At 69.6% G+C, this 25,258-nt stretch carries 20 protein-coding genes and 3 tRNA genes; 8 read left to right on the top strand and 15 right to left on the bottom strand.

Features of this window, described 5'->3' with window-relative positions; all coding sequences use genetic code 11:
- The first annotated feature begins 263 nt into the window (after positions 1-263).
- Positions 264-1,295, top strand: coding sequence for a glycoside hydrolase family 6 protein (locus OHN74_RS15535; RefSeq protein ID WP_327695160.1), 1,032 nt, complete (start codon positions 264-266; stop codon positions 1,293-1,295).
- A 137-nt stretch (positions 1,296-1,432) separates the two neighbouring features.
- On the opposite strand, the gene OHN74_RS15530 is transcribed toward OHN74_RS15535, so the two are convergent.
- The 3 genes from OHN74_RS15530 to OHN74_RS15520 all read right to left on the bottom strand — a co-directional run bounded on the left by OHN74_RS15530 (position 1,433) and on the right by OHN74_RS15520 (position 5,939).
- The gene (locus OHN74_RS15530; RefSeq protein WP_327695159.1) at positions 1,433-3,370 is read right to left on the bottom strand and encodes a kelch motif-containing protein; all 1,938 of its coding nucleotides are present in this window, start codon (positions 3,368-3,370) and stop codon (positions 1,433-1,435) included.
- The gene (locus OHN74_RS15525) at positions 3,367-5,415 is read right to left on the bottom strand and encodes a glycosyltransferase family 2 protein (protein ID WP_327695158.1); all 2,049 of its coding nucleotides are present in this window, start codon (positions 5,413-5,415) and stop codon (positions 3,367-3,369) included. The genes OHN74_RS15530 and OHN74_RS15525 overlap by 4 nt, the downstream gene beginning before the upstream one ends.
- A gap of 450 nt (positions 5,416-5,865) precedes the next feature.
- Positions 5,866-5,939: transfer RNA gene (locus OHN74_RS15520), tRNA-Lys, on the bottom strand.
- Positions 5,940-6,120: 181 nt separating this feature from the next.
- Here OHN74_RS15520 and OHN74_RS15515 point away from each other — a divergent pair.
- The 5 genes from OHN74_RS15515 to OHN74_RS15495 all read left to right on the top strand — a co-directional run bounded on the left by OHN74_RS15515 (position 6,121) and on the right by OHN74_RS15495 (position 11,867).
- Positions 6,121-7,566, top strand: a complete 1,446-nt coding sequence (locus OHN74_RS15515; protein WP_327695157.1) for a peptidoglycan-binding protein — start codon at positions 6,121-6,123, stop codon at positions 7,564-7,566.
- 85 nt (positions 7,567-7,651) lie between these two features.
- A complete protein-coding gene (locus tag OHN74_RS15510) occupies positions 7,652-8,779 on the top strand; it encodes an SPFH domain-containing protein (RefSeq protein ID WP_327695156.1) in 1,128 nt (375 codons plus the stop codon).
- A 121-nt stretch (positions 8,780-8,900) separates the two neighbouring features.
- The gene (locus OHN74_RS15505) at positions 8,901-9,506 is read left to right on the top strand and encodes a lytic polysaccharide monooxygenase auxiliary activity family 9 protein (RefSeq protein WP_327695155.1); all 606 of its coding nucleotides are present in this window, start codon (positions 8,901-8,903) and stop codon (positions 9,504-9,506) included.
- A 113-nt stretch (positions 9,507-9,619) separates the two neighbouring features.
- Positions 9,620-10,162: a DUF3592 domain-containing protein gene (locus tag OHN74_RS15500; protein WP_327695154.1), complete on the top strand. Its 543-nt coding sequence runs from the start codon at positions 9,620-9,622 to the stop codon at positions 10,160-10,162.
- A gap of 40 nt (positions 10,163-10,202) precedes the next feature.
- Complete coding sequence (locus OHN74_RS15495) at positions 10,203-11,867, top strand: AMP-binding protein (protein WP_327695153.1); 1,665 nt, start codon at positions 10,203-10,205, stop codon at positions 11,865-11,867.
- Between the two features lie 41 nt (positions 11,868-11,908).
- On the opposite strand, the gene OHN74_RS15490 is transcribed toward OHN74_RS15495, so the two are convergent.
- From OHN74_RS15490 to OHN74_RS15460, 7 genes are all read right to left on the bottom strand, one after another.
- Positions 11,909-11,982: transfer RNA gene (locus OHN74_RS15490), tRNA-Lys, on the bottom strand.
- 97 nt (positions 11,983-12,079) lie between these two features.
- Entirely contained in the window at positions 12,080-12,838 is a 759-nt protein-coding gene (locus OHN74_RS15485; RefSeq protein WP_327695152.1) for an IclR family transcriptional regulator, read from the bottom strand.
- A gap of 190 nt (positions 12,839-13,028) precedes the next feature.
- On the bottom strand, positions 13,029-13,814 hold the full coding sequence (gene ehuA / locus OHN74_RS15480; RefSeq protein WP_327695151.1) for an ectoine/hydroxyectoine ABC transporter ATP-binding protein EhuA: 786 nt from the start codon (positions 13,812-13,814) through the stop codon (positions 13,029-13,031).
- On the bottom strand, positions 13,804-14,454 hold the full coding sequence (gene ehuD / locus OHN74_RS15475) for an ectoine/hydroxyectoine ABC transporter permease subunit EhuD (protein WP_327695150.1): 651 nt from the start codon (positions 14,452-14,454) through the stop codon (positions 13,804-13,806). The genes ehuA and ehuD overlap by 11 nt, the downstream gene beginning before the upstream one ends.
- A complete protein-coding gene (gene ehuC, locus OHN74_RS15470) occupies positions 14,451-15,095 on the bottom strand; it encodes an ectoine/hydroxyectoine ABC transporter permease subunit EhuC (RefSeq protein WP_327695149.1) in 645 nt (214 codons plus the stop codon). Before ehuC ends, ehuD begins: the two co-directional genes overlap by 4 nt.
- Positions 15,092-16,048, bottom strand: coding sequence for an ectoine/hydroxyectoine ABC transporter substrate-binding protein EhuB (gene ehuB / locus OHN74_RS15465; protein ID WP_327695148.1), 957 nt, complete (start codon positions 16,046-16,048; stop codon positions 15,092-15,094). Before ehuB ends, ehuC begins: the two co-directional genes overlap by 4 nt.
- Positions 16,049-16,169: 121 nt before the next feature.
- The gene (locus tag OHN74_RS15460) at positions 16,170-17,120 is read right to left on the bottom strand and encodes a D-2-hydroxyacid dehydrogenase (RefSeq protein WP_327695147.1); all 951 of its coding nucleotides are present in this window, start codon (positions 17,118-17,120) and stop codon (positions 16,170-16,172) included.
- Between the two features lie 261 nt (positions 17,121-17,381).
- Here OHN74_RS15460 and OHN74_RS15455 point away from each other — a divergent pair, with 261 nt between their 5' ends.
- Positions 17,382-18,494: an LLM class flavin-dependent oxidoreductase gene (locus tag OHN74_RS15455; RefSeq protein WP_327695146.1), complete on the top strand. Its 1,113-nt coding sequence runs from the start codon at positions 17,382-17,384 to the stop codon at positions 18,492-18,494.
- Positions 18,495-18,575: 81 nt separating this feature from the next.
- On the opposite strand, the gene OHN74_RS15450 is transcribed toward OHN74_RS15455, so the two are convergent.
- Positions 18,576-20,507, bottom strand: a complete 1,932-nt coding sequence (locus OHN74_RS15450) for a putative bifunctional diguanylate cyclase/phosphodiesterase (RefSeq protein ID WP_327695145.1) — start codon at positions 20,505-20,507, stop codon at positions 18,576-18,578.
- A 448-nt stretch (positions 20,508-20,955) separates the two neighbouring features.
- On the opposite strand from OHN74_RS15450, the gene OHN74_RS15445 reads away from it, so the two are divergent.
- On the top strand, positions 20,956-22,338 hold the full coding sequence (locus OHN74_RS15445) for a M6 family metalloprotease domain-containing protein (RefSeq protein WP_327695144.1): 1,383 nt from the start codon (positions 20,956-20,958) through the stop codon (positions 22,336-22,338).
- A 71-nt stretch (positions 22,339-22,409) separates the two neighbouring features.
- Here OHN74_RS15445 and OHN74_RS15440 read toward each other — a convergent pair.
- The 4 genes from OHN74_RS15440 to OHN74_RS15425 form a co-directional block, all read right to left on the bottom strand.
- Positions 22,410-22,483 (bottom strand) — tRNA-Lys (locus tag OHN74_RS15440).
- Entirely contained in the window at positions 22,474-23,130 is a 657-nt protein-coding gene (locus tag OHN74_RS15435; protein WP_327695143.1) for a bifunctional DNA primase/polymerase, read from the bottom strand. Before OHN74_RS15435 ends, OHN74_RS15440 begins: the two co-directional genes overlap by 10 nt.
- 145 nt (positions 23,131-23,275) lie before the next feature.
- Positions 23,276-23,686, bottom strand: a complete 411-nt coding sequence (locus tag OHN74_RS15430; RefSeq protein ID WP_327695142.1) for a hypothetical protein — start codon at positions 23,684-23,686, stop codon at positions 23,276-23,278.
- A gap of 170 nt (positions 23,687-23,856) precedes the next feature.
- Positions 23,857-25,209, bottom strand: coding sequence for an AAA domain-containing protein (locus OHN74_RS15425; protein ID WP_327695141.1), 1,353 nt, complete (start codon positions 25,207-25,209; stop codon positions 23,857-23,859).
- Positions 25,210-25,258: the final 49 nt, after the last annotated feature.

Genomic DNA, 25,258 nt, shown 5'->3' with positions numbered 1-25,258 from the left:
AGGGAGATTGACGCCAAGTCCCGTTCCTGTGGCTGTGAGTTATCCATGCAGGTAGTAGATAGTTCTACGAGCTGCTCCGTGTCGCGGTTCGGGCCCGGGCGTTCAAAGTCCCCGGCCCTCGTCTACCCCGGCCGAACACGGTGTAACAGGTAACCGACAAGGCACTGGCGACCTCGTGGGTGCCAGGCCACCTATGTCAGGATTGAGGCTTACGACACTGCATCCAGGGGGGGACCAGGACAGTGCATCCGAGGGGGAGTTCGATGTTCGGCAGTAAGGGGGCGACCTGGGGGCGGGCGTCCGTGGCGGCGCTGGGGGCGGCGCTGCTGTTCACCGGTTGTTCCGGGTCCTCCGACAAGGGGGACGGCGACGAGCCGGGCAAGGAGGCGGAAGCCCGGATCACCCAGCAGCCCAAGGGGACCAACCCGTTCTGGGTGAACCCCGACGGCAACGCGGCGGAACAGGTCGCCGCGTACGTCAAGGACGACAAGACCACGGACGCCGAGCAGATCCGGAAGATCGCCGAGCAGCCGACAGGTGAGTGGATCAGCCCGGAGAACCCGGAGGCGGAGGCCCGCGGCTTCACGGAGGCCGCGCAGAAGGCGGACCGCTCCGCACTCCTCGTCCTCTACAACATCCCGCACCGCGACTGCGGCCAGTACTCGAGCGGAGGCGCCGCCGACGGCGACAGCTACCGCGCCTGGATCGACGGCGTCGCCAAGGGCATCGGCGACCGCGCGGCCACGGTGATCCTGGAACCGGACGCGATCCTCCACCTGGTGGACGGCTGCACCCAGGACGAGTTCCACGAGGAGCGGTACGACCTGCTGAGCGGCGCGATCGACACGCTCTCGGCGCTGAAGAACACGAAGGTGTACCTGGACGCGGGGAACGCGGGATGGACACATCCCGACCAGATCTTCGAGCCGCTCAAGTGGGCGGGCATCGAGAAGGCGGACGGGTTCTCCGTCAACGTGTCCAACTTCTACTCGACGGCCGACTCCATCAAGTACGGCAAGGAACTGTCCGCGAAGGTCGGCGGGAAGCACTTCGTGGTGGACACGTCCCGTAACGGGAACGGGCCCTACACCGGGGGCGAGGCGGACGAGAACTGGTGCAACCCTCCCGGGAGGGCGCTGGGGGAGTCTCCGACCGTGAAGACGGCTGATCCGCTTGTGGACGCGTATCTGTGGGTCAAGCGGCCCGGGGAGTCCGACGGGGAGTGCAAGGGGGGGCCGAAGGCCGGGCAGTGGTGGGCTTCTTATGCGTTGAAGCTTGCGAAGGCCACTGGGTGACCAAGGGGGTGGGGGGTTCTGTGGCGTGTCGGCTGCGGGTGCGTCGTGGCTTGTCGCGCAGTTCCCCGCGCCCCTGAAAGGCGAAAGCCGGTTGGCGCCCTTCTTTCGAAGGGCGCCAACCGGCTTTCGCAGCCCGATCAAGGCACCTTGACCCACTGGGCCTTGCTCGGTGTGCCCTGGTCGTCCGTGACGAAGAGCATGTACCAGCCCGACTCCACCAGGTTCCGGTTCTTCGGGACCGTCACCGTGATGCTGTCCTTCGTCTTCTTCAGGTCGAGGGCGATGGAGCGCTGGTCGACGTCCGTGACGTGCGTCGAGGCGCTCGGGCGGATCAGACGGGCCGCCTTGATCGTCGACGTGTGCTGGGACTTGAAGGTCCCCGACGCGCCGCGTGCGATCGTCTGCGGGCCTCCCGACAGCGAGGGCTGCGCGTCGCGGTACAGGTACGGCGGCGTGTAGATCTCGATGCGCTGCTCGAACTTGCCCGGCTTGGTGTCGGCCTTGTCCGCGTACAGCGAGTCCGAGCCGAAGAACATGAGACGGCCGTCGGGCAGCAGGATCGAGCCCGAGTGGTAGTTCCGGCCCACCAGAGGGTCGGCGACCCTGTTCATCTTGCCGGTCTTCGCGTCGTACATACGGGCCTGGAGGATGTTGGAGTCGCCACGGCCCCGGTAGTCCTCCGAGCCGCCCGAGATCATCACCGTGTCGTCGGGCAGGATCGAGTACTGCGGGTAGCGCGTCCCCTTCTCCAGGGACGGGCCGTCCGTGAACTTCGGGTCGTCCGCCAGGAGGTCGATCACGCGGGTCTTCCTGCTGGAGAGCTTGGACTCGCCGACCCCGCCCCCGCCGATCACCATGTACTTCTCGTCCTGCGCCGGCGGCAGCAGCACCGTGCCGGCGGTCTCCAGCATGTTGGGGTCGCTCAGACCCTTCAGCTTGGTGAACTTGTTGGTCGCCACGTTCCAGACGCCCGGGTCACGGCCGACGTTGTCGGGGCCGTAGCCCGCGTTCGCGCCCGAGTAGAACATCTCGCCGTTCTGCATCAGCGAGATCGCCGGGTACGTCGGGAACTGGCGTGTGTGGGTCGTGTACGTCCACTTCTTGGTCTTCGGGTCGTACACCTCGTTCTTGCCCGGCACCAGCTGGCCGATCTCGTCCAGGCCGGAGAGGCTGAGGATCTTGCCGTCCGACATGGTCGTGAGCGTGGGGTACCAGCGGGCCTCGTTCATCGGGTCGACCTTGATGTACTTCTCGGCGACCGGGTCGAACTCATAGGCGTCCCGGATGCCCTGGAAGTCCTTCTTGTCCAGGGCGATCTTCTCGGCGATGCCGTACGTGTTGCGGGAGTCGGCGCCCGACAGGCCCTGCACGCGGTAGTTGTCCTGCGTACCGGTCTCGTACTTGGCGCCCTTCTTCTGCGCCTCGACATAGATTCGGCCGAGCCCCGGCTCGTTGCGCAGGAACGCGCCCGTCGCCTTGTCGAAGACCTTCGTCGCGCGCTCCACGACGACCGGGTCCTTCGACACGAACGTCTTGCCGTTCTCCTTGCCGGTGAACTTGGTGCCCGCGGGCAGGGTGATCGGCTTGTCCGGGTTCTCGTTGTGGACGACCATCAGGCCGCCCGCCTTGGTGACGTCACCCTTCAGCTTCTCGTACCGCTTCGTACCGCCCGCGATCAGCAGATTGCCGTTGGAGAGCTGCGTGTGGCCGGTGCAGAACAGGTCGGCGGGCGTCGGGATCTTCTTGATCGTGCCCTTGACCGGGTCCCAGACGCGGGTGTCGAACTTCTTCGCGTCGAAGTTGTCCGCGTTGTTGCCGGAGCCCGCGACGAGGAGCACCTTGCCGGTGTGCAGCAGGGCCGCGTGGATGGTGTTCTGCCGGTACTCCTCCGGGAAGTTCACCACCTCCCACTTGCCGTTCTCGGCCTTGTACTCCGGTCTGTTGATCTTGTAGTCGTGGTACTTCTCGGTACTGAAGCGGTACACCCACGGCCCGTTCATCCCCGCCAACGCGAGGACCACCGCCGTGCCTATCGCGAGACGACGGGCGCGGCGGCGGCCTGCACGGTCTGTCATTCCTTACGTCCCCCAAGTCCACCAAGGGCGATCTGCATGGTCTGGTCGTTGCCCTCGCCCCCTACGCTGCCCCCGCCGGTCCCGCCCGATGCGGCCCACTGGGGCTTGTGCTGCGGCGCGTGGGTGGAGTGGGGGGCGTGTGGGGCGTGCGACGGAAGTGAGCCGTGTGGCGCGTGTGGCGTCGGCTGGGCGGGCACGAACGGCTGCGGCGTGGCCACGGCGTCCTGCGGTTCGGCGGGACCGGGGCCGGCGGCGAGCTTCTTCTTCTCCTGGCGCAGCATGAGCCGCCAGACGACCATCGGCGTCGCGGTGATCGCCGTGGCGAACGTCGCCCAGATGATCATCGCGGGGTGCGAGTGCCCGAAGGTGAAGCCGGCCGCGATCGAGCCGCCGAAGATCAGGATGAAGTACCAGTGGTAGCGGAACGTCGCGAACCAGCGGTCCGGGCTCGCCGAGTCGCCCTTGGGCGTGACCACGAACTTGCTCTTGCGCCGCAGCGCCGAGTCGATCAGGGCCTTCGCGTAGAGCGGCGCGGACAGCGCCGACATGACCATGCCCGCCACACCGCCGGAGCCCTCGGGCTCGTGCGGGGAGACGTTGTGCCGGCGGTTCCAGATGTACAGGCCGATCTGCAGCGCCGAGGCGTTGCCGTAGAGCATCAGCCACACGGTCGGGTCGATGTTCACACCCGAGGCGCCCAGGCCCAGGAACAGCGCGCAACTCAGCGCGGCCAGGATCCAGTTGAGGGCGGACATCGGGTAGAAGATGATCATCATCGTGTAGTTGAAGAGCTTGCTCGGCGGCAGCGAGTACCAGCCCTTCCAGTACTGCTTGAGGATCGTCTCGTACGTCCCGCGCGACCAGCGCATCTGCTGGGTGAAGAAGTCCGTCCAGGCACTGGGACCCTCACCGACCGCGAGCACGTCCGGCGTGTAGACCGAGCGCCACTTCTTGCCCGTCGCCGGGTTCTTGTGGCGGTGGATCTCGAAGCCGGTCGCCATGTCCTCGGTGATCGAGTCGTACAGCCCGCCGATCTGCTTCAGCGCGCTGATGCGTACGGCGTTGCTGGTCCCCACGAACATCGGGGAGCCGTAGGCGTTGCCGGCCCGCTGGATCAGCGCGTGGAAGAGGAACTGCTGGGACTCGGCGGCCTTGGTGACGAAGTTGTCGTAGTTGCCGTACACCTGCGGGCCGATGACGAAGCCGATGTTCGGGTCCCGGAAGAAGCCGAGCATCCGCTCCAGGTAGTTGGGCAGCGGTACGTGGTCGGTGTCGACGGAGGCGAAGAAGTCGTAGTCGTCGCCGTGCGCGTCGAGCCAGGCGTTGTAGTTGCCGTGCTTCGTCTTGGCGCGGTGCGGGCCCTTGGGCTGGTTCCACTTCGCGATGCCCTTGCGGGAGAAGTGGTGCACCCCGAGGCGGGCGCAGACGGCCTTCACCTCGGGGTCGTCGCCCTCGTCCAGCAGCCAGACATGCATGAGGCCGCGGTGCCGGATCCGCACCGCGGCTTCGAGCGTCTTGGTCACCATGTCCAGCGGTTCCTTGCCGGGCACGAAGGAGGTGAGGAACGCCACTCTCGTGCCGGTCTCGGGCACCACCGGGATCGGGTCGCGGGCGACCAGCGTGGCGTGCGCGTTCGACAGCACGTTCAGGCAGCGGAACAGCTCGATCAGGCCGATCGAGACGAGCATCACGATGTCGAGCGCCGGCAGGAAGTCGAAGGCCGGGTAGTCGCGTTCCGTCCAGTGCGCGGGCTGGAGCAGCCAGACCAGCAGGACGACGGAGAGCAGCGGTGCGGCGCCCAGCATCAGCGCGGCCCGCAGGCGGTGCGGCTCCTGGGAGAGCAGAGACCGGTACTTGACCGTGTACGGCTTGGTCGGGTCGGGCTGTGTGAGGGGTCCGGCCAGCCGGCTGTAGTGCTCGTAGTCGTACTTCGGCAGACTCTTCTTGATCCGGCGGAATCCACCGGTCCGGTTTGACGGCACCCTGAGCTGGGTCGTCTGTGATGCGTCGAAGTTATGCCGGGCGCCCGTCGGCGTCGACGTCATGAGTCATCCCCCCACACGCATGTCACCGCGTGTTTGTCGGTTCTTATACGTCTGCTGGGCCCCCCTTGGCCGTCACAGACGCATCAGTAATGGACCACTGCCCCCACGTCATCCATAATCCACACTCTATAGACATGGAAGAGCGCCCTTCCGGTTGCATGATGCCCCCCTCGGCATCCGTTCATGAACGAGGCCCCATCCCCGTGCCGGCGCAACCGGTCCGCCCCCAATGGCTGCGTATCCGCAGCATCTTGCAGCCCAGGGTTCTACGCCGTTCAGCATGATCGCAAGATGCGAAACACGGTGTTTACCGGTCATACGCGCTCATTGTGACGGCTGTTGAGCCCGATTGGTGCAATTGGGACCGCTTGTGCGCGGATGGTTCCGAAGTGTTTACGGTCAGTACGCGAACAGGCCCCCCGCCTCAGCGGAGGGCCTGCCGTTCGTCTGTGCGCCGCCAGGGACTCGAACCCCGGACCCGCTGATTAAGAGTCAGCTGCTCTAACCAACTGAGCTAGCGGCGCGCGGTGACGTCGACAACTCTACCCGACACCGATGGGTGGTCCGGACCGCCCGACTCGCGCGCCGGGCCGAACGCCGGCTGTACATCATTCGGACCGTCAACATGCGACAGCGGGTGACAGTTGAGAAACTGCGAGGGTGCAGAAGCGCGCAAGTCATCGCCTGGGACGTGAGGGGAATCGTATGGCGACTCCGGTATTCGAGGAATTCGATCCCGCGAGCGACTGCGAATGCCCCGGATGTGTTCTTCGGCGACAGGTCGCCCCGTATTCCGGACCGGTCTCGGGAACGGGTCCGGGACCCGCCCGTACGGCGGTACGGCGGACCCTCGTCGTCGCCGCGACGGCCTCCACGGTGCTCGGCGCGGGGCACGCCCTGCCGGCCGCAGCCGCCCCGCAAGCCCCCCACCGTCCGGGCGTACCCGCAGGTGACGAGCCCGACACCCCTCAGGGCGGCAAGGCCCCGCTGCACGGCCCGGCCGGGAAACCGGCATGGGGAAAGCTCCGGCCGACCACCCGGGCGGAGATCGTCAACCGGGCCAGGACCTGGGTCGCCGCGCGGGTGCCGTACAGCATGAGCACCTATTGGGGAGACGGTTACCGGCAGGACTGCTCGGGCTTCGTCTCCATGGCCTGGAACCTCCCGGGGAACGAATGGACGGGCAGCCTCGACAAGTACGGAGTACTCATTCCGAAGGAGGATCTGCAACCCGGAGACATTCTCCTGTTCCACAATCCGTCGGACCCGGAGAAGGGCTCGCACGTCGTCATTTTCGGCGGCTGGACGGACTACACGCACACCTATTACATCGCCTACGAGGAGACCCGCCCGCACGCCCGCCGGCAGGCCACCCCGCTCGCGTACTGGAGCCACTCGGACCGTTATCAGGCCTACCGCTACAAGGGCCTCGCCGCGAACACGGGCGGCACCTCGGACCCGGGCGACACCGCCGGCGCGGACGACCCGGACGACACGGACGGCACGGTGGGCTCGGCACCCGGCGCATCCCCGGACCCGGCGGCCCGGTTCCCGGGGCGGGCGTACTTCGGTACCGGCGCCAGCAACAAGTACGTGACCCAGCTCGGCCGGATGCTCGTGGAGCGCGGCGGCGCCCGCTACTACACCTCGGGCCCCGGCCCGCGCTGGTCGGACGCGGACCGCAGGGCGACCCGGGCGTTCCAGCAGGCCCAGGGCTGGCAGGGCACGGCGGCGGACGGACTGCCGGGGCCGCGTACCTGGGAACTGCTGGTGACCGGGATGGGGAACGACATCGGGGCCGATGACGGGCCGGAAGGCCCGGCGCCCGGAACCGACTCCGGAACGGCCCCGGGAACGGCTCCGGGAACGGTCCCCGGCGCCGCCGGTCCACCGTCCGCCGGCAAAGCGGTCCCCGAGTTCCCCGGACGGGGCCTGTTCCGGCCGGGCTCCAGCAGCCCGCACGTCACCCAGCTCGGAAAGCAGCTGGTGAAGAAGGGGTTCGGGCGGTACTACACGACCCGTCCCGACTCACGCTGGAACGAGGCGGACCGCCGTGCGGTGCAGGCCTTCCAACGCGCCCAGGGCTGGCGGGGCGGCGCGGCCGACGGCTACCCCGGCCCGGAGACCTGGCGCCGCCTCTTCTCCTCGTGACGCACACCCCGGCCCGTACCCGGCACGCGCCGGTTGGCCGGTAACCACTGTTGTGACGCATCTGGCGCGGAGGCTGGAGGCACAAATGAGTACGACTACCGAACACACACCTGACCCGGAGGGCCCCCCGGACAGCGGATCCCGGCCCGCCCGGCTCATCCAGAACGAGGCGACCACCGAGATCCCCGTCCACCTGCTGTTCCGCGACGAACCCGACCCGGTGTCGGTGCCGCTGCGGCCCGCCGTCGTGGGGCGCAGGCAGGGTACGGGCGAGCAGCCGCGCGTCCGCAGACCCGCACCGGCCGCGCCGCGCCCGGCGGTTCTGACGGTCGACCCGGACCTGGTGGAGCGCCCGGCGCGGGTGCTGCCCGGCGCGGTGGGCGTGCTCGCCGGTGCCACCGGGGTGGCCGGGGGCGTGCTCACCTCCTGGTGGGCGGGCGCGCTGCCGCACCTCGCGGTGGAGGCGCTGCGGCTCCCGGCGACGTACGCGGGCGCCGGTCTCGGCCCGGCCCAGTGGGCGGCGTTCGCCGGAGCGGGCGCCCTCGGGCTGTTCGGCTTCGGTGGGCTGGCGCGCGGGCGGACCGGACGGGCCTGGGTGCTCGGCCTGTTCGGCCGCTACCGCGGAACGGTCCGGCGCACCGGCCTGCTGTGGGTCAACCCGCTTCTTCTGCGTGCCCGGGTCGACGTACGGCTGCGGCACTGGCGTGGTGAGCCGATGCCGGCGGCCGACGCGAGCGGGGTCGCGCTGCGGGTCGTCGTCCTGGTGGTGTGGCGGGTGCGGGACACCGCGCGGGCCACGCTCGGGGTCGAGGACCACGAGACCTATCTGCGCGAGTGCGTCGAGGCGGCGCTCGTCCGGGTGCCGGTGGAGATGCCGGGCGCGGGAAAGCGGGCGATGGAGGCGGCCGGGGAGGCGCTGACCCGGGCGGTCGCGGCGGACACGGCACCGGTCGGCCTGGAGGTGTTCTCGGTACTGCCGGTCCGGGTCGAGTACGCCCCCGAGGTCGCCGCCGCGATGACCCGCCGCCGCATCGCCGCCCTGGACGCCCAGCACCGGGCCGCCACGCTCACCTCCGTCGTCGACTCGGTGGAGGACACGGTGACCCGGCTGACCCTGCGCGGTCTGGTCGAACTGGACGACTACGAACGCAAGGCACTGGTCAAGGACCTGACGGTCGCGTTCTGCGCGGGGCGGAGCGAGTCCGGGGCGTGAGGGTGGGGGAGTCGGGCCCGTGATTGGTCTGGACATGCTCAAGAGGCGGTAATAATCTGAGGCTTGGTCTAGACCTGCACGGCTCACTCGAACCTCCCCCACGTTCAGCAGGAGCGGCAGCATGCGCAAAAAGACCAAGTTGTGCGCCTCGGTGGTCGGCCTGGCCACCACCGGCGCCCTCGTCCTCACCACCGGAGGCGCCAGCGGCCACGGCTACACCGACCTCCCCGTCAGCAGGCAGAAGCTCTGTCAGAACGGCACAGTGACGGGCTGCGGCGACATCCAGTGGGAGCCGCAGAGCGTCGAGGGGCCCAAGGGCTTCCCCGCCGCCGGACCGGCCGACGGCCAGATCTGCTCGGCGAACCACGGCAACTTCGGCGCGCTCAACCAGCCGAGGACCCCGTCCGGCGGCACCTGGCCGGCGACCGCGGTGACGAGCGGCGGGAGCTACACCTTCCGCTGGCAGTTCACCGCCATGCACGCCACGACCGACTTCAAGTACTACGTCACGAAGCCGGGCTGGAACCAGAACCACGCCCTCGCCCGTTCGGACCTCAACCTCACCCCGTTCCTCACCGTCCCCTACAACGGCCAGCGCCCGCCGGCCACGCTCTCCCACACGGGTTCACTGCCGTCCGGGCTCAGCGGCCGGCATGTGATCGTCGCGGTGTGGACGATCGCGGACACGGCCAACGCGTTCTACGCCTGCTCGGACGTCAGGTTCTGAGCATTCCTTGAGTAAATCCGCGACCCCCCACGGGTAGGTTCCCCGTACGCCCCCAGGACCAGGTGAGGCGGTGTACGGGGAGCCGTACTGAACGAGATACCGGGGGAACGGCCATGGACATCGTGTTCTACGGGGTGCCGACACTCATGCTTGTGGTGATCGTCGCGATGGCGGTGGCCGTGAGCCGCCGGGCGCTTCGGATTCGCCGAGCCTGGAACAGTGGCCTGACTGCCGAGGCGCGCTGCCTCCGGACGTACACGACCACGAGTGGCGGCTCTGGTGACTCCAGCGTGAGCACGACGCTGCACCACGTCTACGAGTTCACCGCACGCGACGGCCGCACTGTCCGCTTCGAGGAGGGGCACGGCTCGGGCGCGATCATCGAGGGCGACTACGTCACCGTCTTCTACAGCGAGGGCGAGCAGATCAACGCCACGGCACACCGCCCGACGGTCCGCAACGGGCTCGGCCTGGTCGTCGTCCTGGGGTTCCTCGGAGTGGTGGCGGTGTTCCTTGTCGGGTTCATGGTGACCTACAGCCAGGTGTTCGAACCGTTCGGCGACATGTTCTCCCGGACCGACAGCGGATACGTGGTCGACGAGGACACCGGCGAGACCTTCCCGGCGGACTGGTTCGAGACTACGGGCGCGCCGTAACTCTCCACATCTGACGACATGTCAATTACCGTGCGCGCCCATGGAGTTCACGGAACCCAACGGATCGGGCAGGCGCACGGTCGCGGAACTCGTGGCGGCGCGGTGGGGCGACCACCGGCCGGGGCTGTGGTGCGAGGACCGGACCCTGACGCATCACGAGATGGCCGCGGGCGCGGCGGCGAGGGCCGCGCTGCTGGCCGACCTGCTGCCGCCCGGCGCCGAACCGCACGTCGGGGTCCTGCTCGACAACACCCCTGAATATCCCCTGTGGTTGAGCGCGGCGGCCCTCGCCGGTGCCGCCGTCGCGGGGATCAACCCCACCCGCCGGGGCCCCGAACTGGCCCGCGACATCCTGCACACCGAGTGCCCGGTCCTGATCACCGCACGCACCCACCTCCCGCTCCTCGCCGACCTCGAACTCCCCGGCGTGCGGCTCCTGTTGACCGACACCCAGGAGTACGAGGATCTCCTGGCCCCCTACGCGGACGCCGAACCGGACCCCACCCGCGCCACCCCCGCAGACCGTCTCCTCCTCTACTTCACCTCGGGCTCGACCGGCGCCCCCAAGGCCGCGATCTGCACCCAGGGCAGGCTCGCCGCCGCCGGGCTGACGCTGGCCGGGAACTTCGGGGTGCGCCCGGACGACGTGCACTACGTCTGCATGCCGATGTTCCACGGCAACGCGGTCATCGCGGACTGGGCCCCGGCCCTGGCGGCGGGCGCCGGGGTCGCGCTGCGCCGCCGCTTCTCGGCTTCCGGGTTCCTGACGGACGTACGCCGCTACCGGGCGACCTACTTCACGTACGTGGGCCGCGCCGTCCAGTACCTGCTGGCGACGCCCGCCCGGCCCGACGACCGGGACAACACCCTGCGGCTGGGCTTCGGCACGGAGGCGGGGGCGGTGGACGCGGCGGCCTTCCAACGGCGGTTCGGGGTACGGCTGGTGGAGGGGTACGGATCCTCGGAGGGCGGGGCGGCGGTGCGGTGGACGCCCGGGACCCCGGCCGGTGCCGTCGGGCGGGCGGCACCGGACGACGACCTCGCGGTGGTCGACCCACAGACGCGGGCCGAGTGCCCGCCGGCCGTCCTGGACGCCTCGGGTCGCCTCCTCAACGGCACCGCCGCGATAGGGGAGTTGGTGAACCGGGGCCCCAACCCCTTCGAGGGCTACTGGCGCAACCCCGAGGCGGAGGCGGCCCGCCGCCGCGACGGCTGGTACTGGACGGGCGACCTCTTCTACCGTGACCCGGACGGCTTCCTGTACTTCGCGGGCCGAGCCGACGACCGGCTGCGCGTCGACAGCGAGAACCTGGCCGCCGCTACGATCGAGAACATCCTCGCCCGGTACGAGGGCGCGGTGGCCGTCGCCGTGTACGCGGTGCCGGACCCGGTGGCCGGCGACCAGGTCATGGCGACCCTGGCCGGCACCTTCGACCCGGCTGCCTTCTCGGCCTTCCTGGCAGCGCAACCCGACCTGGGGACGAAGATGGCGCCCCGCTTCGTACGGGTCGTACGGCGGATGCCGGTCACCGCGACCAACAAGATCCACCGGGCGGGACTCAGACGCGAGGGCTTCCGCTGCCCGGACCCGGTGTGGTGGCGCCCACCGGGCGAGCAGACGTACCGCAGACTGACCGGCGACGACGTGGCGGGCCTGGTGGAGCGATACCGGGAGCGGGGGCGCGAGGAGCTGCTGAGCAGATAGCGAAAGGGCCTCTCGCAGCTGCGAGAGGCCCTTTCCTTGTGTGCGCCGCCAGGGACTCGAACCCCGGACCCGCTGATTAAGAGTCAGCTGCTCTAACCAACTGAGCTAGCGGCGCATGACTCTCGCCGACCGCTCTCGCGGCTGGCGACAAGAAAAATAATACCTGGTCCGAGAGAGTGCTCCGGACCAGGTGGCGGTAGGGATCGCTGCGGCTAGATGGCCAGCGACAGCAGCACCGGTCCCGCACTCCGGTTCAGCCGTTCCGCCGCCTGGCGCAGGCGGTGGGCGTGGCGGAGCGGGAGGGAGAGGGCGAGGCAGCCGACCGTGGATCCGGCCGTGATCGGGACCGCCGCGCAGACCGTGCCGACCGCGTACTCCTGGAGGTCCAGGACCGGCACCGTGGGCGGCTGGGTCTCCAGACGGGAGAGCAGCAGGCGCTCGTTGGTGATCGTGTGCGAGGTGAGGCGGGCCAGCTTGTGGCGGGCGAGATGGTCGCGGCGGCTGTTGTGGTCGAGCTGGCCCAGCAGGCTCTTGCCGATCGCGCTGGCGTGCGCGGCCGAGCGGAAGTCGACCCACTCGTTGACCGCGGGCGTCGCCGCACTGTCCGCGCACTGGGTGACATGGATCTCGCCGTCGACGTACCGGCTCATGTAGACGGCCGCGCCCACCGAGTCGCGCAGGCGGTCGAGGGTGCGCTGGAGCTGGGCGCGCAGGGCCTGGTCATGGCCGTGCGTGGCGCCGAGGCGGCTGAGGGCGGTGCCGGTGACATACGAACCGTCGGCGGCCTGTTCGACGTATCCCTCGCGGCGCAGCATGCGCAGGAGGGGGGTGAGCCGGTCTGTGCCGAGGTGGGTCTGGCGGGCGATTTCGGCGTCGGTGACACCGGCGGAGTGCCGTGCCACTGTCTCCAGGACGCGCAGCGCGTCCTGGGTGGAGTGGTGCGGCGCGGTCGGCTCGTGCTTGAGAGCCACGGTGTTCCCCCTGGCTTGCTTTTAGCCGTGATCCGGACAGCCAATCCCCTCCACGATAACCGCCAAGGGGTCTACGTGGAGGGGGCGTTGACGAGATTGTCGCCCGGGTTGCGGCCTCTCAGCAGCGGAGTGTTCTCCTGGCATATGCCATTGTCATGGCGAGGATCTTTCTGGGCCCTCTCCGGCGCGGTCAGAGCACCGCGCTGAGGAATTCGCGTGTTCTGTCCTGCTCCGGATCGCCGAAGATCTGCTCCGGCGGACCGGACTCGATCACATGGCCGGAATCGAACATCAGCACTTGGTCGGAGATGTCCCGGGCGAATCCCATCTCGTGGGTGACACAGAGCATCGTGATGTCGGTGCTGCGGGCGATGTCCCGCAGCACGTCCAGGACGCCCGCGACCAGCTCGGGGTCGAGCGCCGAGGTCACCTCGTCGAGCAGCAGCACCTGCGGGCGCATGGCCAGCGCCCGGGCGATCGCCACCCGCTGCTGCTGCCCGCCCGACAGCCGGGACGGACGCACGTCGCACTTGTCCGCGAGGCCCACCAGCTCCAGCAGATCGCGCCCGCGCGCCTCCGCCTCCTCCTTGGACAGGCCGAGGACGGTGACGGGCGCCTCGGTGATGTTGCGCAGCACGCTCATGTTCGGGAAGAGGTTGAAGTGCTGGAACACCATCCCGATCTTCTTCCGCACCTCGCGGACCTGCTTCTCGGGCGCCGGGAACAGTGCCTCCCCGTCGACGGTGATCGTGCCCTCGTCGGGCTTGGCCAGGGTCATCAGGAGCCGCAGGATCGTCGTCTTGCCCGACCCGGACGGGCCGATGAGCGTGACATGCCGCCCCGCCTCGACGGAGAGGCTCAGCCGGTCGAGAACGGTCTGCTCACCGAACCGCTTGGTGACCTGATCGAGCCGGACCAGCTCGCGGGCGGGGGTGGACGCGGCGGTGTCGGAGATCTTTTCGGTGTCAACTTGCAAGGCGTCGCTCCAGAGCTCGTACGAGGAGGGAGGCGGGAAAGGAGATGAGGACGAAGGCGACGCCGATCACGGTCAGCGGCTCGGTGAACTGGAAGTGCTCCTGGGAGAAGAGCCGCGCCTCGCCGAGCATCTCCAGCACGGTGATCGTCATCAGCAGCGGAGTGTCCTTGAGCATCGCGATCACGTAGTTGCCGAGCGCCGGTACGACCCGGCGCACCGCCTGCGGAAGGATCACCGCCGTCCAGGTGCGCCGCACGGGCAGGCTGAGCGCGGTGGCCGCCTCCCACTGGCCCGGCGGCACGGCATCGATGCCGGCGCGGTAGACCTGCATCGTGTACGTCGAGTAGTGCAGCCCGATCGCGACGACACCCGTGGTCAGCGCGGAGGCGGCGACACCCCACTCGGGGAGCACATAGAAGAGGAAGAACAGCTGCACGAGCAGCGGGGTGTCCCGCACGAACTCGGTGACCACCCCAACCGGCCAGCGCACCCAGCGGGTCGGCGTCCGCATCAGCAGCGCCCAGACCAGCCCCAGCGTGAACGAGATCAGCGACCCGAGGGCCAGCGCCTGAAGGGTGACGAGCAGCCCGTCCCACAGGTGAGGCAGGAAATCACGTACGGCGCCCCAGTCCCACGTCATACGACACCCGCCTTCAGCCGCTTCTCCAGCCCGCGCATGAGCCGGGTGAGGAGGAAGGCGATCACGAAGTAGATCACCAGGATGTACGAGTAGATCTCCGCGCTCTGCTGCAGCGCGAGCCGCACGAGATTGCCGCTGAACGCCAGATCGCCCATGCCCATCACCGACACCAGCGCGGTTCCCTTGAGCAGCTCGATCAGCAGGTTGCAGAAGGAGGGGACCATCTCCGGCACCGCCTGCGGCAGCAGGATCAGCCGCATCCGTTGCCAGGGCGTGAACCCGAGCGCGATCCCGCCCTCCCGCTGCGCGGGCTCGACGGCGTTCAGCGCGCCGCGCACGATCTCCGTGCCGTACGCCCCGTAGGTCAGCCCGAGTGCGAGCGTGCCCGCCCACATCGGCACCAGCTGCCAGCCGAAGGCGGGCGGCAGCACGAAGTACACCCAGAAGATCATCACGAGCGCCGAGGTCCCGCGGAACACCTCGGTGTAGCAGCCCGCGAGGAAGCGCACGGAGCGCCGCCGGTGGGTCCGCGCGATCCCGACCACGAAGGCGACGACACCGCCCAACAGGGCGCTGAAGACGAGGAGTTGGATCGTGACCCAGACTCCGCTGAGGACTGTTTCCCAGAGTCCGGAAGTCATCCGCCGCACAGCTCCTTCGCGGTCAGATCGGTCATCTCCGCCCGGGTGAAACCGAACGGCCGCAGGATGCGGAACACCTCGCCGCTCTTCTTCATCTTGTGCAACTCGACGTTGAAGGCGTCCCGGAGCCTCGTCTCGGGCAGCCGGAACGCGAAGGCGCCCCCGTCGACATGCGGCTTGCCGTCGACGAGCGGGGCGAAGGCCTTGGTGGCCTCCGCCTTGCCGGACTTCTTCACCACCAGACGGGCGGTGACCGCCGTACCGGCGAAAGCGTCGACGCGACCGGCCTCGACGGCGTTCAGCCCGGCCACCTGGTCGGGCACGATGAGCAGGTCGCTCTCCTTGTAGCCGGCCTCGACCGCGTACTGGATCTCGGCATATCCGGTTCCGGTCGCGAGTCTGGCCTTTTTCTCGACAACATCCCGATAATTGTGAAGATCCTTGGGATTTCCCTTGCGGACAATGAAGGAATCGAGCATCTGGTAGTCGGGATCGGCGAAGATCACTTGTTCGCAGCGTTCCGGATTGACGTACATCCCGGCGGCCACGACATCGAACTGCTGGGAATTCAGTCCCGGAATGAGTGATCCGAACTCGGTGGGCACGGGCTGGACCCGGCCCACCCCCAGCCGCTTGAAGATGACCCGCGCCAATTCGGGCGCCTCACCCGTCAGTTCGCCGTCCCTGTCGATGAATCCCTGCGGGATCTCACCGGCGATCCCGAGACGTACGACGCCCTGCGCCCGAAGCCGTTCGAGCAGGTCACCGCCTTCGACGCCGGAGGCCGCGGACACCCGACTGCACCCGGTGCCGAGTGAACCGACCGCACCGAGCGTGCCGAGCGCCGTCACCCCCGCGAACAGCGACCGGCGTCTGATACCTGGTGGTGTGGGCGGTGGTGCGGGCGGTGATGCGATTGATGGAGTAATTGACGGAGCAATCGATGGAGCCATGGGCCCGCAGCTACCCGGGAGTGCACGGGTTATGCACCGGGGAATGCGAGGAATACGTTTCGGCGGATTCTCGGAGCGGCGAGGCAAGGCAAGGAACGGCAGTCGATATCCCGATGGCGGGTCAGTGCCCCGGTACGTATCCGCGCTGTTTGTCGACGACGTTCGTCAGCGTGTTGCCCGCGTCCCACCGCTCGTACAACTCGACGAACTGCGCGCCGAGTTCATCGCGCCAGCCCACCGTGTCGCCGCTCATGTGCGGGGAGACGATCAGCCCGGGCACCTCCCACAGCGGGCTGTCGGACGTGAGCGGCTCGTGCTCGAACACATCGAGGGCGGCGCCCGCGATCCACCGCTTCGACAGTGCCTCGGCGAGCGCGGTCTCGTCGACGAGCTGTCCCCGGCCGACGTTGACGAAACGCGCCGAGGGCTGCATGACGCCGAAGCGGCGGGTGTCGAACATGTGGTGCGTGTCGGCGGTGAGGGGAGCGGCGGCGATCACCCAGTCGGCCCGGGCCATCAGCCGGTTGAGGTCGTCGGGCCCGTGGATGCCGGTACGCGGGGTGCGCCCGACGATCGCCGTGGTCACCCCAAGTGCCTTCAGATACCGGGCGATCGCCCGCCCGATGGGGCCTGACCCGACGACACAGGCCTTCGTCCCGGCGACCCGCTGCGACTCCCGCTGCCGCCACTCGCGCCGCTCCTGGAGGTGCAGGGTCCTCGGCAGGTCCTTGGCCATGGCGAGGACGAGGGCGCCGACGTACTCGGCGATCGGCTGGTCGAAGATCCCGCGCGCGTTGGTCACCACGGTGTCCGACGCGGCGAGTTCGGGACACATCAAGTGGTCGACCCCAGCACTCGCGGTGTGCACCCAGCGCGGACGCGCCCCCTCGCCCGGCCAGGCAGCCCGCACGGCGTGCGAGGCGAAGTCCCAGACGAGCAGGACGTCGGCGTAAGGGAGCTGCCCGGCGAGGGTGGTCTCGTCGGCGTGCACGATCCGGGCCCGTCCGGTGAGCCGGCCGAGGCGGGGCGGCGGGTCGGCGTCCAGGACGAGGAGCGTGGGGAGCGCGGGCATCGGGAGCCGTTTCCGATCGAGGAGACTGGATGGCTGGGTTCACGGGCGTCGAGACGTCTGACGTGCGCGGATTGACCACGCTCGCACCTGGGCCCACCTTCGTCAACACGGGCGTGTGCATGGTCCGCCGCCCCCAGGTCCAGGATGGGACGGGTAGGGGCGGCAGGAGCGAGTGACTCCCCGGAATAAAACGGAGCCACCCTCCTGTTGTAGCCCGGAGGACAGCGAACGGCACCGAAACAGCAGCAGGAGGCACCCACCGTGACCGCAGACGCGACGGCAGACGAGATCCGAGGCAGGACACAGGGCACCGCCCCCGTCCCCCTCTCCGTCCTCGACCTGGTCACCGTGGGCTCCGGCCACACCGCCACCGACGCCCTGCGGACCAGTGTCGCCCTCTCCCGCCTCGCCGAATCCCGCGGCTTCCACCGCTACTGGGTCGCCGAACACCACTCCATGCCCGGCGTGGCCTCCTCCTCGCCCGCCGTGATCCTCGCCCACCTCGCCGCCCACACCCGGCGCATCCGGCTGGGCTCCGGCGGAGTCATGCTCCCCAACCACGCCCCCCTGGTCATCGCGGAACAGTTCGGCACCCTCGAAGCCATGGCACCGGGCCGCATCGACCTGGGCCTAGGCCGGGCCCCGGGCACGGACGGCGCCACCGCAGCGGCCCTCCGCCGCACGGAGCGCCTCAACGAAGGCGCCGACGACTTCCCCCAGCAACTCGCCGAGCTGACCCGCTTCCTGGACGACGACTTCCCCGACGGCCACCCCTACCGCCGCATCCACGCCATCCCCGGACCGATCCAGTCGACGTCCCCGGGCGGAGTCCAGTCCGCCCACCGCCCGCCCGTCTGGCTGCTCGGCTCCTCCGGCTTCAGCGCACGTCTGGCCGGCGTCCTGGGCCTCCCCTTCGCCTTCGCGCACCACTTCTCCGCGCAGAACACCGTCCCGGCCCTGGACCTCTACCGCGAGTCCTTCCAGCCCTCGGACGTCCTCGACGCCCCCTACGCCCTCATCGGCGTCTCCGCCCTCGCCACCGACGACGAGAACGAGGCCCGCCGCCAGGTCCTGGCGATGGGCCTCAACATGGCCCGCCTGCGCTCCGGCCGCCCCGGTCTGTTCCCGTCCCCGGAGGAGGCGGAGGCCTACGAATTCAGCCCGATGGAGAGGGAGTTCGTCAGTTCCTGGATGACGAACATCATCCACGGCACGGCCGACGAGGTCCGCACGGGCCTGGACGACCTGCAAAAGCGCACGGGAGCCGACGAGTTGATGCTCGTCTCCCACGCGCACCGGGGCGACCTGCGCCTGCGCTCGTACGAACTCGTCGCAGACGCCTACGGATTGCCCACCCGCGCCGACACGGACTGACGGAGCGCCTCCAGAGGGGGTACCCCAGGTCCCCGGCGTTCTCGACGCCGGGGACGCAAGCGGGACGATCACCCGATCGAGCTACTCCGGCCTCGTGTGCACTCCTCGACGGGCAGCAACCAGTCCCCCCATCAGCAAAGAGATCCGATCCGCCCCCACCGGCCGCGAATAGAGCCACCCCTGCCCCGTGTCGCACCCGATACGGCGCAGGCGCTCGGCCTGGGCCGCCGTCTCCACGCACTCGGCGGTGACCGTCAGCCCCAGCCGGTGCGCAAGTTGGATCATCGCCTCGACGACGATCTCGTCGGCCGGGTTCGGCGCGACGCCCTCACCCTCGTACTGGAACCCCCGCACGAAAGAACCGTCCAGTTTCAGTACTGACACCGGCAGCCGGCTGAGGTAGGCCAGGTTCGAGTACCCCGTGCCGAAGTCGTCGATCGCGATGCCCACACCCATGTCGCTGAGCGCCTGGAGTGCCTGAAGTGGCCGGCCGGCGGAGCCCATGACCGCCGACTCCGTCAGCTCCAGCTGCAACAGCTGCGCCGGCAGGCCGGTCTCCGCGAGGATCTCCGCCACGTCCGCCACCAGATCCGAGTCCCAGACCTGACGTACGGCGACGTTCACGCTCACGAAGATCGGTGGCTCGTCCGGGCGTTCCAGCTGCCAGCGGCGGGCCTGGCGGCAGGCGGTGGCGAGGACCCAGCGCCCCAGCTGCACGATCGAGCCGTCCTCCTCGGCCAGTCCGATGAACCGGTTCGGCGTCAATGTGCCGAACTGGGGGTGATGCCAGCGCACCAACGCCTCGACGCCGTGCACTCGGCCGTCCGCCATACCCACCAACGGCTGGTAGTCCAGGGCGAATTCGCCCCGCTCGATGGCCGGCCGGAGCATGGAGGACAGGGCCTGGCGGGTCATACGGTGGGCGTTGCGCTCGGGGTCGAAGAGCGTCCACCGGGACTTCCCGTCGGCCTTCGCCCAGTACAGCGTCGTGTCCGCGGCCTGCATCAGACCCGTGGGAGTCGTGCCCGCCGCGTGCCGTTCGACGACGCCGATGGAGGCGGAGACGGACATCCGCTGACCGGCGAGGTCGAAGGGGAGCTGGAGGGCTTTCAGCACCGACTCGGCCAGGTCGGCGAGTTGGTCGGTGCCTGTCGAGTCCTCGATCAGCAGCGCGAACTCGTCGCCGCCCAGTCTCGCCACCAGCGGGGCGACGGCGCCCGGATTCCTGCGGGCCAGGCCCGCCTCCTCCGCACAGCGCGTGAGGCGTTCGGCCACGGCGGCGAGCAGCCGGTCACCGACGCGGTGGCCGAGGGTGTCGTTGATGGCCTTGAAACCGTCGAGGTCCAGGTAGCACAGGCCGATCCGGCCGGTCCCGCTCTGCTCGTACGACTCCGCCTCCAGCGCCGCCGAGAGCCGCTCGAAGAACAGCGTGCGGTTGGGCAGCCGGGTCACCGGATCATGCATCTGCAAGTGCCGCAGCCGCGCCTGGAGTTCACGGCGCGCGCTGATGTCGGCCACGGACAGCAGAACGCCCTGGCCCCCGTATCCCTGAACCTCCTTCGAACCGTGCGCCTCCTCCGCCGTCTCCGTCGGCAGCGGTGTGAACGTGACCTGGGCCCAGAGGGAGTGCCCGTCCGGGTGCTTGAGACGGCGTGTACAGCGCAGCCGTGCCTGCCGGCCACGCAACACCTCGCGGTACGAGTGCCAGGCGCGCGTGTCGGACGCGAGGTCCACCAGATCGGCGGCCACCTTCCCGGCCAGCACTTCCGGGTCGATGCCCAGCAGTGCGCCCAGGGACTCGTTCGCCGCGACGACCAGGCCCTCGCGGTCCACCACGGCCATCGCCAGTGGTGCAGCCGCGAACGCGCCGCGCAGCAGAGCCGTACCGGTGGTCGCATGGGAAGACGACATGGACGAGGTAGGGGACGTAGTAGACGTGCCGGAGTTACTCTCTGTGACGGCCGGCCGGATGAGATCTACCGAGGGCGCCGGCCCTTGGGACGTTCCGCTCACCGCTCGCTCCCGCAGTGCACTCGGTCTTGATGTGGATCCCGTCGGGCGGCCGACCGGGCGGCAAACCGCCGCCCTGGCCTTGTCCGTGCAGGAAAGTGTCAGGGAAGTGCCAGGAAAGTGTGCCGATCATAGAGGCTGGTCCCAGGCCCTTCCAGCCACTGTCCAGTGTCCATGAACGACCGGCGGTTTTGACAGATCGTTTCTGCCCGCGCCTGGACGGGTTCCTTCGCCCTCGATCGGTTGTGACGTTCCGTGAGTGTTTCGGGGTGTCGCTCCACGAAGGGTGAGCCCTCGCATGCTTGGCCGTTTACCGGAGCGCCCTCGATCGTCCCTGGTCATCCGCCTGATCACCCCTCAATCACCCTTCTGGTGCAGACAAACAGGGCATACAAACGCAAGATCACACAGGCTGGGTTGCGGTGTCCCCCAACCGCATCCGGAGGTCTGCGTGCCGCGTCAGCTTCCCCTCAAGGGGCTCACCCGTGACGCCCTGACGGGATTCAAGGGGCTCGCGTGCGCCGGAGCGCGCCCCCATCTGCGCAGCACGGCCGCCGTTCTCACCACCATGACGGCCCTGGCCGCCACCTCCCTCATCGCGGGCCCCTCGGTCGCCGAACCCTTCTCGGCACAGTCCTGCGCCCTCCAGCGCACCGAAGCCCACCACTCGGAGGGCCTGGACACCTGGAACGCCGCCTATCCGCGCCCGTCCCGCGCCCTCGACGCCGTGATGGTGTTCCTCTCCTTCCCGGACGCGCGCCCGCGGACCACCCCCGCCGAACTGGCCGCCGACCACTTCCCCGCCACCAGCGACTTCTTCGCCCGTGCCTCGTACGGCAGGTTCACACTGCGCCCGCACCCGCTCCGGAACTGGATCCGGATGCCGAGGCCGTCCACCTCGTACGCCATACAGCGGGACTGGAGCGCCGCCCACCGGGCCGCCTATCTGCGCGACGCGCTCGCCGCCGCCGACCGTGACATCGACTTCTCGCGCTACGACATCGTGTACTTCGTGGCCGACCCGGACGCGCCCGGCGTCGACTCCGACGCGACGAAGGTCGTCAACCTGGACGTCCCGCTGCGTGCCGACGGCACGGACATCCGCCGGGTCGTCACCGTCTTCGAGAAACACCCGCCGGACCGGCTCGTCCTCGCCCACGAGACGGGTCATGTCTTCGACCTGCCCGATCTCTACCACCGGCCCGTGGACGGAAAGGGCGACTGGGACACGTATGTCGGCGACTGGGACCTGATGGGCAGCCAGTTCGGTCTGGCGCCGGACCTGTTCGCCTGGCACAAGTGGAAACTCGGGTGGCTGGAACCGCGCCAAGTGGTGTGCGTCCGCGGCAGAGGATCGACCCGGCTGACCCTGGAGTCACTGGGGGCGCATCCGGCTACGACTGCGTACGCCCGTACGGATGCGGATGCGGATGCGGATGCGGATGCGTTCGGCGGGGGCGGGGGTGCGGGGGCGGGTGCGCCGGTCTTCGGGCAGGGGGACGGGGTGAAGCTGGCCGTCGTGCGGACCGGGGCCGACCGGGCGCTCGCCTTCGAGGCGCGGGGGACGGCGGGCAACGACAATGCGACCTGTACGCAGGGTGTGCTCGTCTACCGGGTGCACGGCGGGGCCGAGTCGGGTGGTGGCCCGGTCGAGGTGGTCGACGCCCATCCGCGTACCGAGGCCTGCTGGGAGGACTCCGTCTATCCGCCACTCGCGGACGCGCCCGTCGCCCTCGGTGAGAGCTTCACGGTGCCCGGCGAGAACGTCCGCGTCGAGGTGGAGGGCCGTACGCCCTCGGGAGCGTGGACGGTGCAGATCACGGGGGCCGGCTGAGAGGCTCGGCCAGGGGGTCCGGAAACGACGTTGGCGAGGCTGTTGGTGAACAGCCTCGCCAATCGACAACGTGCGCCGCCAGGGACTCGAACCCCGGACCCGCTGATTAAGAGTCAGCTGCTCTAACCAACTGAGCTAGCGGCGCCTGCTGACGTCGTAGACCTTAGCACCCTGATCGGCGGGAGGAAAAATCGATATCCGCACCCCGCCGGAGACCGCGGAACGGGCCGCCCGTACGGCCGCCCAGAGCAGGATTTCCGGGCCCGGAAGCCACGGATGGCTGGTGTCGGGGGCGACGACCCAGCGGGATTCGGCCCGGGGATCGCCGGTGATCCCGTGTCCCGTGCCGTACTCGGTGTCGTCGTTCACCAGGGCGGGGACCGTCACGGCGTCGCCGCGGCCGTGGCAGAGGAACGGCGGGACCGAGTGGCGGCGTCCGGAGTCCCCGGCACCGCCCTCGCCTCCCTCGCCGGCCGAGCCCCACTCCTCCCACCTCAGCAGTGACGGCAGCCGCTGGGCCGTACCCAGCGCCGCGAACAGGAGGATCCGGCCCCGGTAGGCCGCCACCGGGCCGGAGCCGGGCCCGTCGTCCCAGAGGCGGTCGAGCATCCTGCGGCCGAAGACGGCGGGCACGTTGACGACGTCGAACACGGTGCCGCAGGGCAGGACGAGCGGGGCGTCGGGCCGCTCGGTCCAGAGTGAGAGCGTGCTGCGCGGATACGTTCCTGCGGAGGCGAGCCAGGCGGCGCCCTCCGCGGTGACTCCCGAGACGTCAGAGTGTGTGCTGCTCATGCATCCAGGTCTACCGGCAGTGACCGCGCGGTCTCCGACGGTTGCCGGAAACCGGGACAGGAGGGGGCGAGGTGGGGTACCTTGCATTCCTGCATATGCCGCACGGACTTTCGAGGCCGGATCCGGCCAGGTGGGACCGGGCCGATCAGACCGGGTCGACGCGCCCCTGACCGTGGCCGCCGTTACCGTTCCCGCCGCCTCCGCCGCTGGCGTTCTCCCCGCCGTCACGCAGCAGCTCACGGCCGTACTCGACCATCTTCTTCGCGTAGTCCTCGGTCCACTGCGCCTGCTCCGCGATGTCGGCCGTGGTCAGCCGGTCGAAGCGGCGCGGGTCGGCGAGCTGGGCCGCCGCCATCGCCTGGAACTCGACCGCGCGGTCGGTCGCGGCGCGGAACGCGAGGGTCAGCTCCGTGGCGCGGGTCAGCAGCGCGCGCGGGTCGTCGATCGATTCCAGGTCGAAGAAGTGCTCGGGATCGGCGGCCACTTGCGTGGGCTCGAAGAGCAGGGGCGCGGGGCGTAGCCGCGGTTCGTTGCGACGCGGCGTTGGCTCCGCCATGTCTTCTCCTCCTCGTACGGTCCGCACCGTTCGTACGTACCCTCCATGCGCCACGGCATGTACGGCACACGGTCGAAAGGCCCGCTTCCGTCGAGCCGGGCCACCGTCCATTGTCCCCTGCCCGCGCAAGTGGGCCCCTGGTTCGCCCGACAAGGGCACCTGATCTGCCCCTACGGCCGCCAGGCGACCCGGTGCTCCGCCAGATGCGACAGCACCGCGTGGTTCGCCTCCCACCCGTCCGGGAACTTCACCGTCACCCCAAGCTGGACCGGCTCCGTCGACGGATGGTCGTCCAGGAGGTCCGTCACGCCCGCCCGGCACACCACCACGCACGCGTGCCGGTGTCTGGAGGCGAGGACGCACAGGCGGCCCGTCTCCAGGTGGAAGGCGGTGGCGTCGGGGCGGCCCGAGAGGGGGTGCAGGACCACCGTCACGTCGAACTCCCGCCCCTGGAGCCGGTTCGCCGTGTCCACGGTGACGTCCGCGACCCCCAGCTCGGCGAGCGCTGCCCGGACCGCCGCCGCCTGGTCCCGGTGCGCGGTGCCGACCGCGATCCGGTCGGCCGTGAGGGGCGTCGGGTCCGGTCCGCGTTCCGACGTGGCGGCGCCGCCACGGTCCAGCATGCGGCGGACGACCATGGCGACCGCGCGTACCGCCTCGGGGTCCGTGCGAGGGGTGTGGCGGGCGGGGAGCTCCAGCAGGCCCCAGCCCGATTCGGCGGCCTCGTCGAGCACCCGGTCGGGGCCCGAGCCGTCCGACGGGACCGCGAAGGCGAGCCGCCGGTCGCCGTGGCCGGTGCCGCTGCGGAACGGGGTGTACGGGTAGAAGGCGGCCGAGACGAGCGGCGCGGCCGAGGCCGGGAGCCGCCAGGACACCGGCAGGCGGTGCTGGGGAAGCTCGGGGTTGTGGGCCAGGAGGGTCGTGACCGCCGAGGCCGACGGGTCGTACGACAGTCCCGCCCACTGCTCCGCGCCGACGATCGAGAAGGGGTCCAGCTGGCCCGGGTCGCCCACGAACAGGGCCCGCTCGAACAGTCCGGCGACGGCGAGCAGCGCGTCCGAGCGCATCTGGTACGCCTCGTCCACGATCGCGTGCCGCCATGGCTCGTCGACCTTGACGTGGGCCCACTTGGCGGCCGTGGAGATCACCACGTCCAGGCCCGCCAGCTCTCCCGCCTTCGCGGACTTCCGTACGTTCGGCAGCTCGTCCAGCGCCTTGTCGTACGGGTCGGAGTCACTGCTGTGCAGGCGGCCCACCGGCAGCTCGGGGTTCTTCTCGGCGAGGCGGACGACGAGATCGTCGACCTGGGCGTTCGTCTGCGCGATGACCATCAACGGGCGCCCGGCAGCGGCCAGTTCGAGCGCGGCCCGGACCACGAGAGTGGACTTCCCGGCCCCGGGCGGTGAGTCGACGACGACTCCGCGGTGGGCGCCGTGCAGCGTGTCGTGGAGGATCGCGTCGGTGGCCCGGCCGGCGGCGGCCCCGGGGTCGAAGGCGGCCTGCGGGGTGTGAGCGGCGTTCACAGGGCGCCTTCCTCGGGGGTGGGACGGAAGCGTGGGGAGGGGCGGGCCC

Origin of the sequence: Streptomyces sp. NBC_00459, assembly GCF_036013955.1 — a bacterium.
GTDB lineage: Bacteria > Actinomycetota > Actinomycetes > Streptomycetales > Streptomycetaceae > Streptomyces.
Note: the sequence above shows the minus strand (reverse complement) of the source record. Positions and strands in the feature narration are given on the sequence as shown.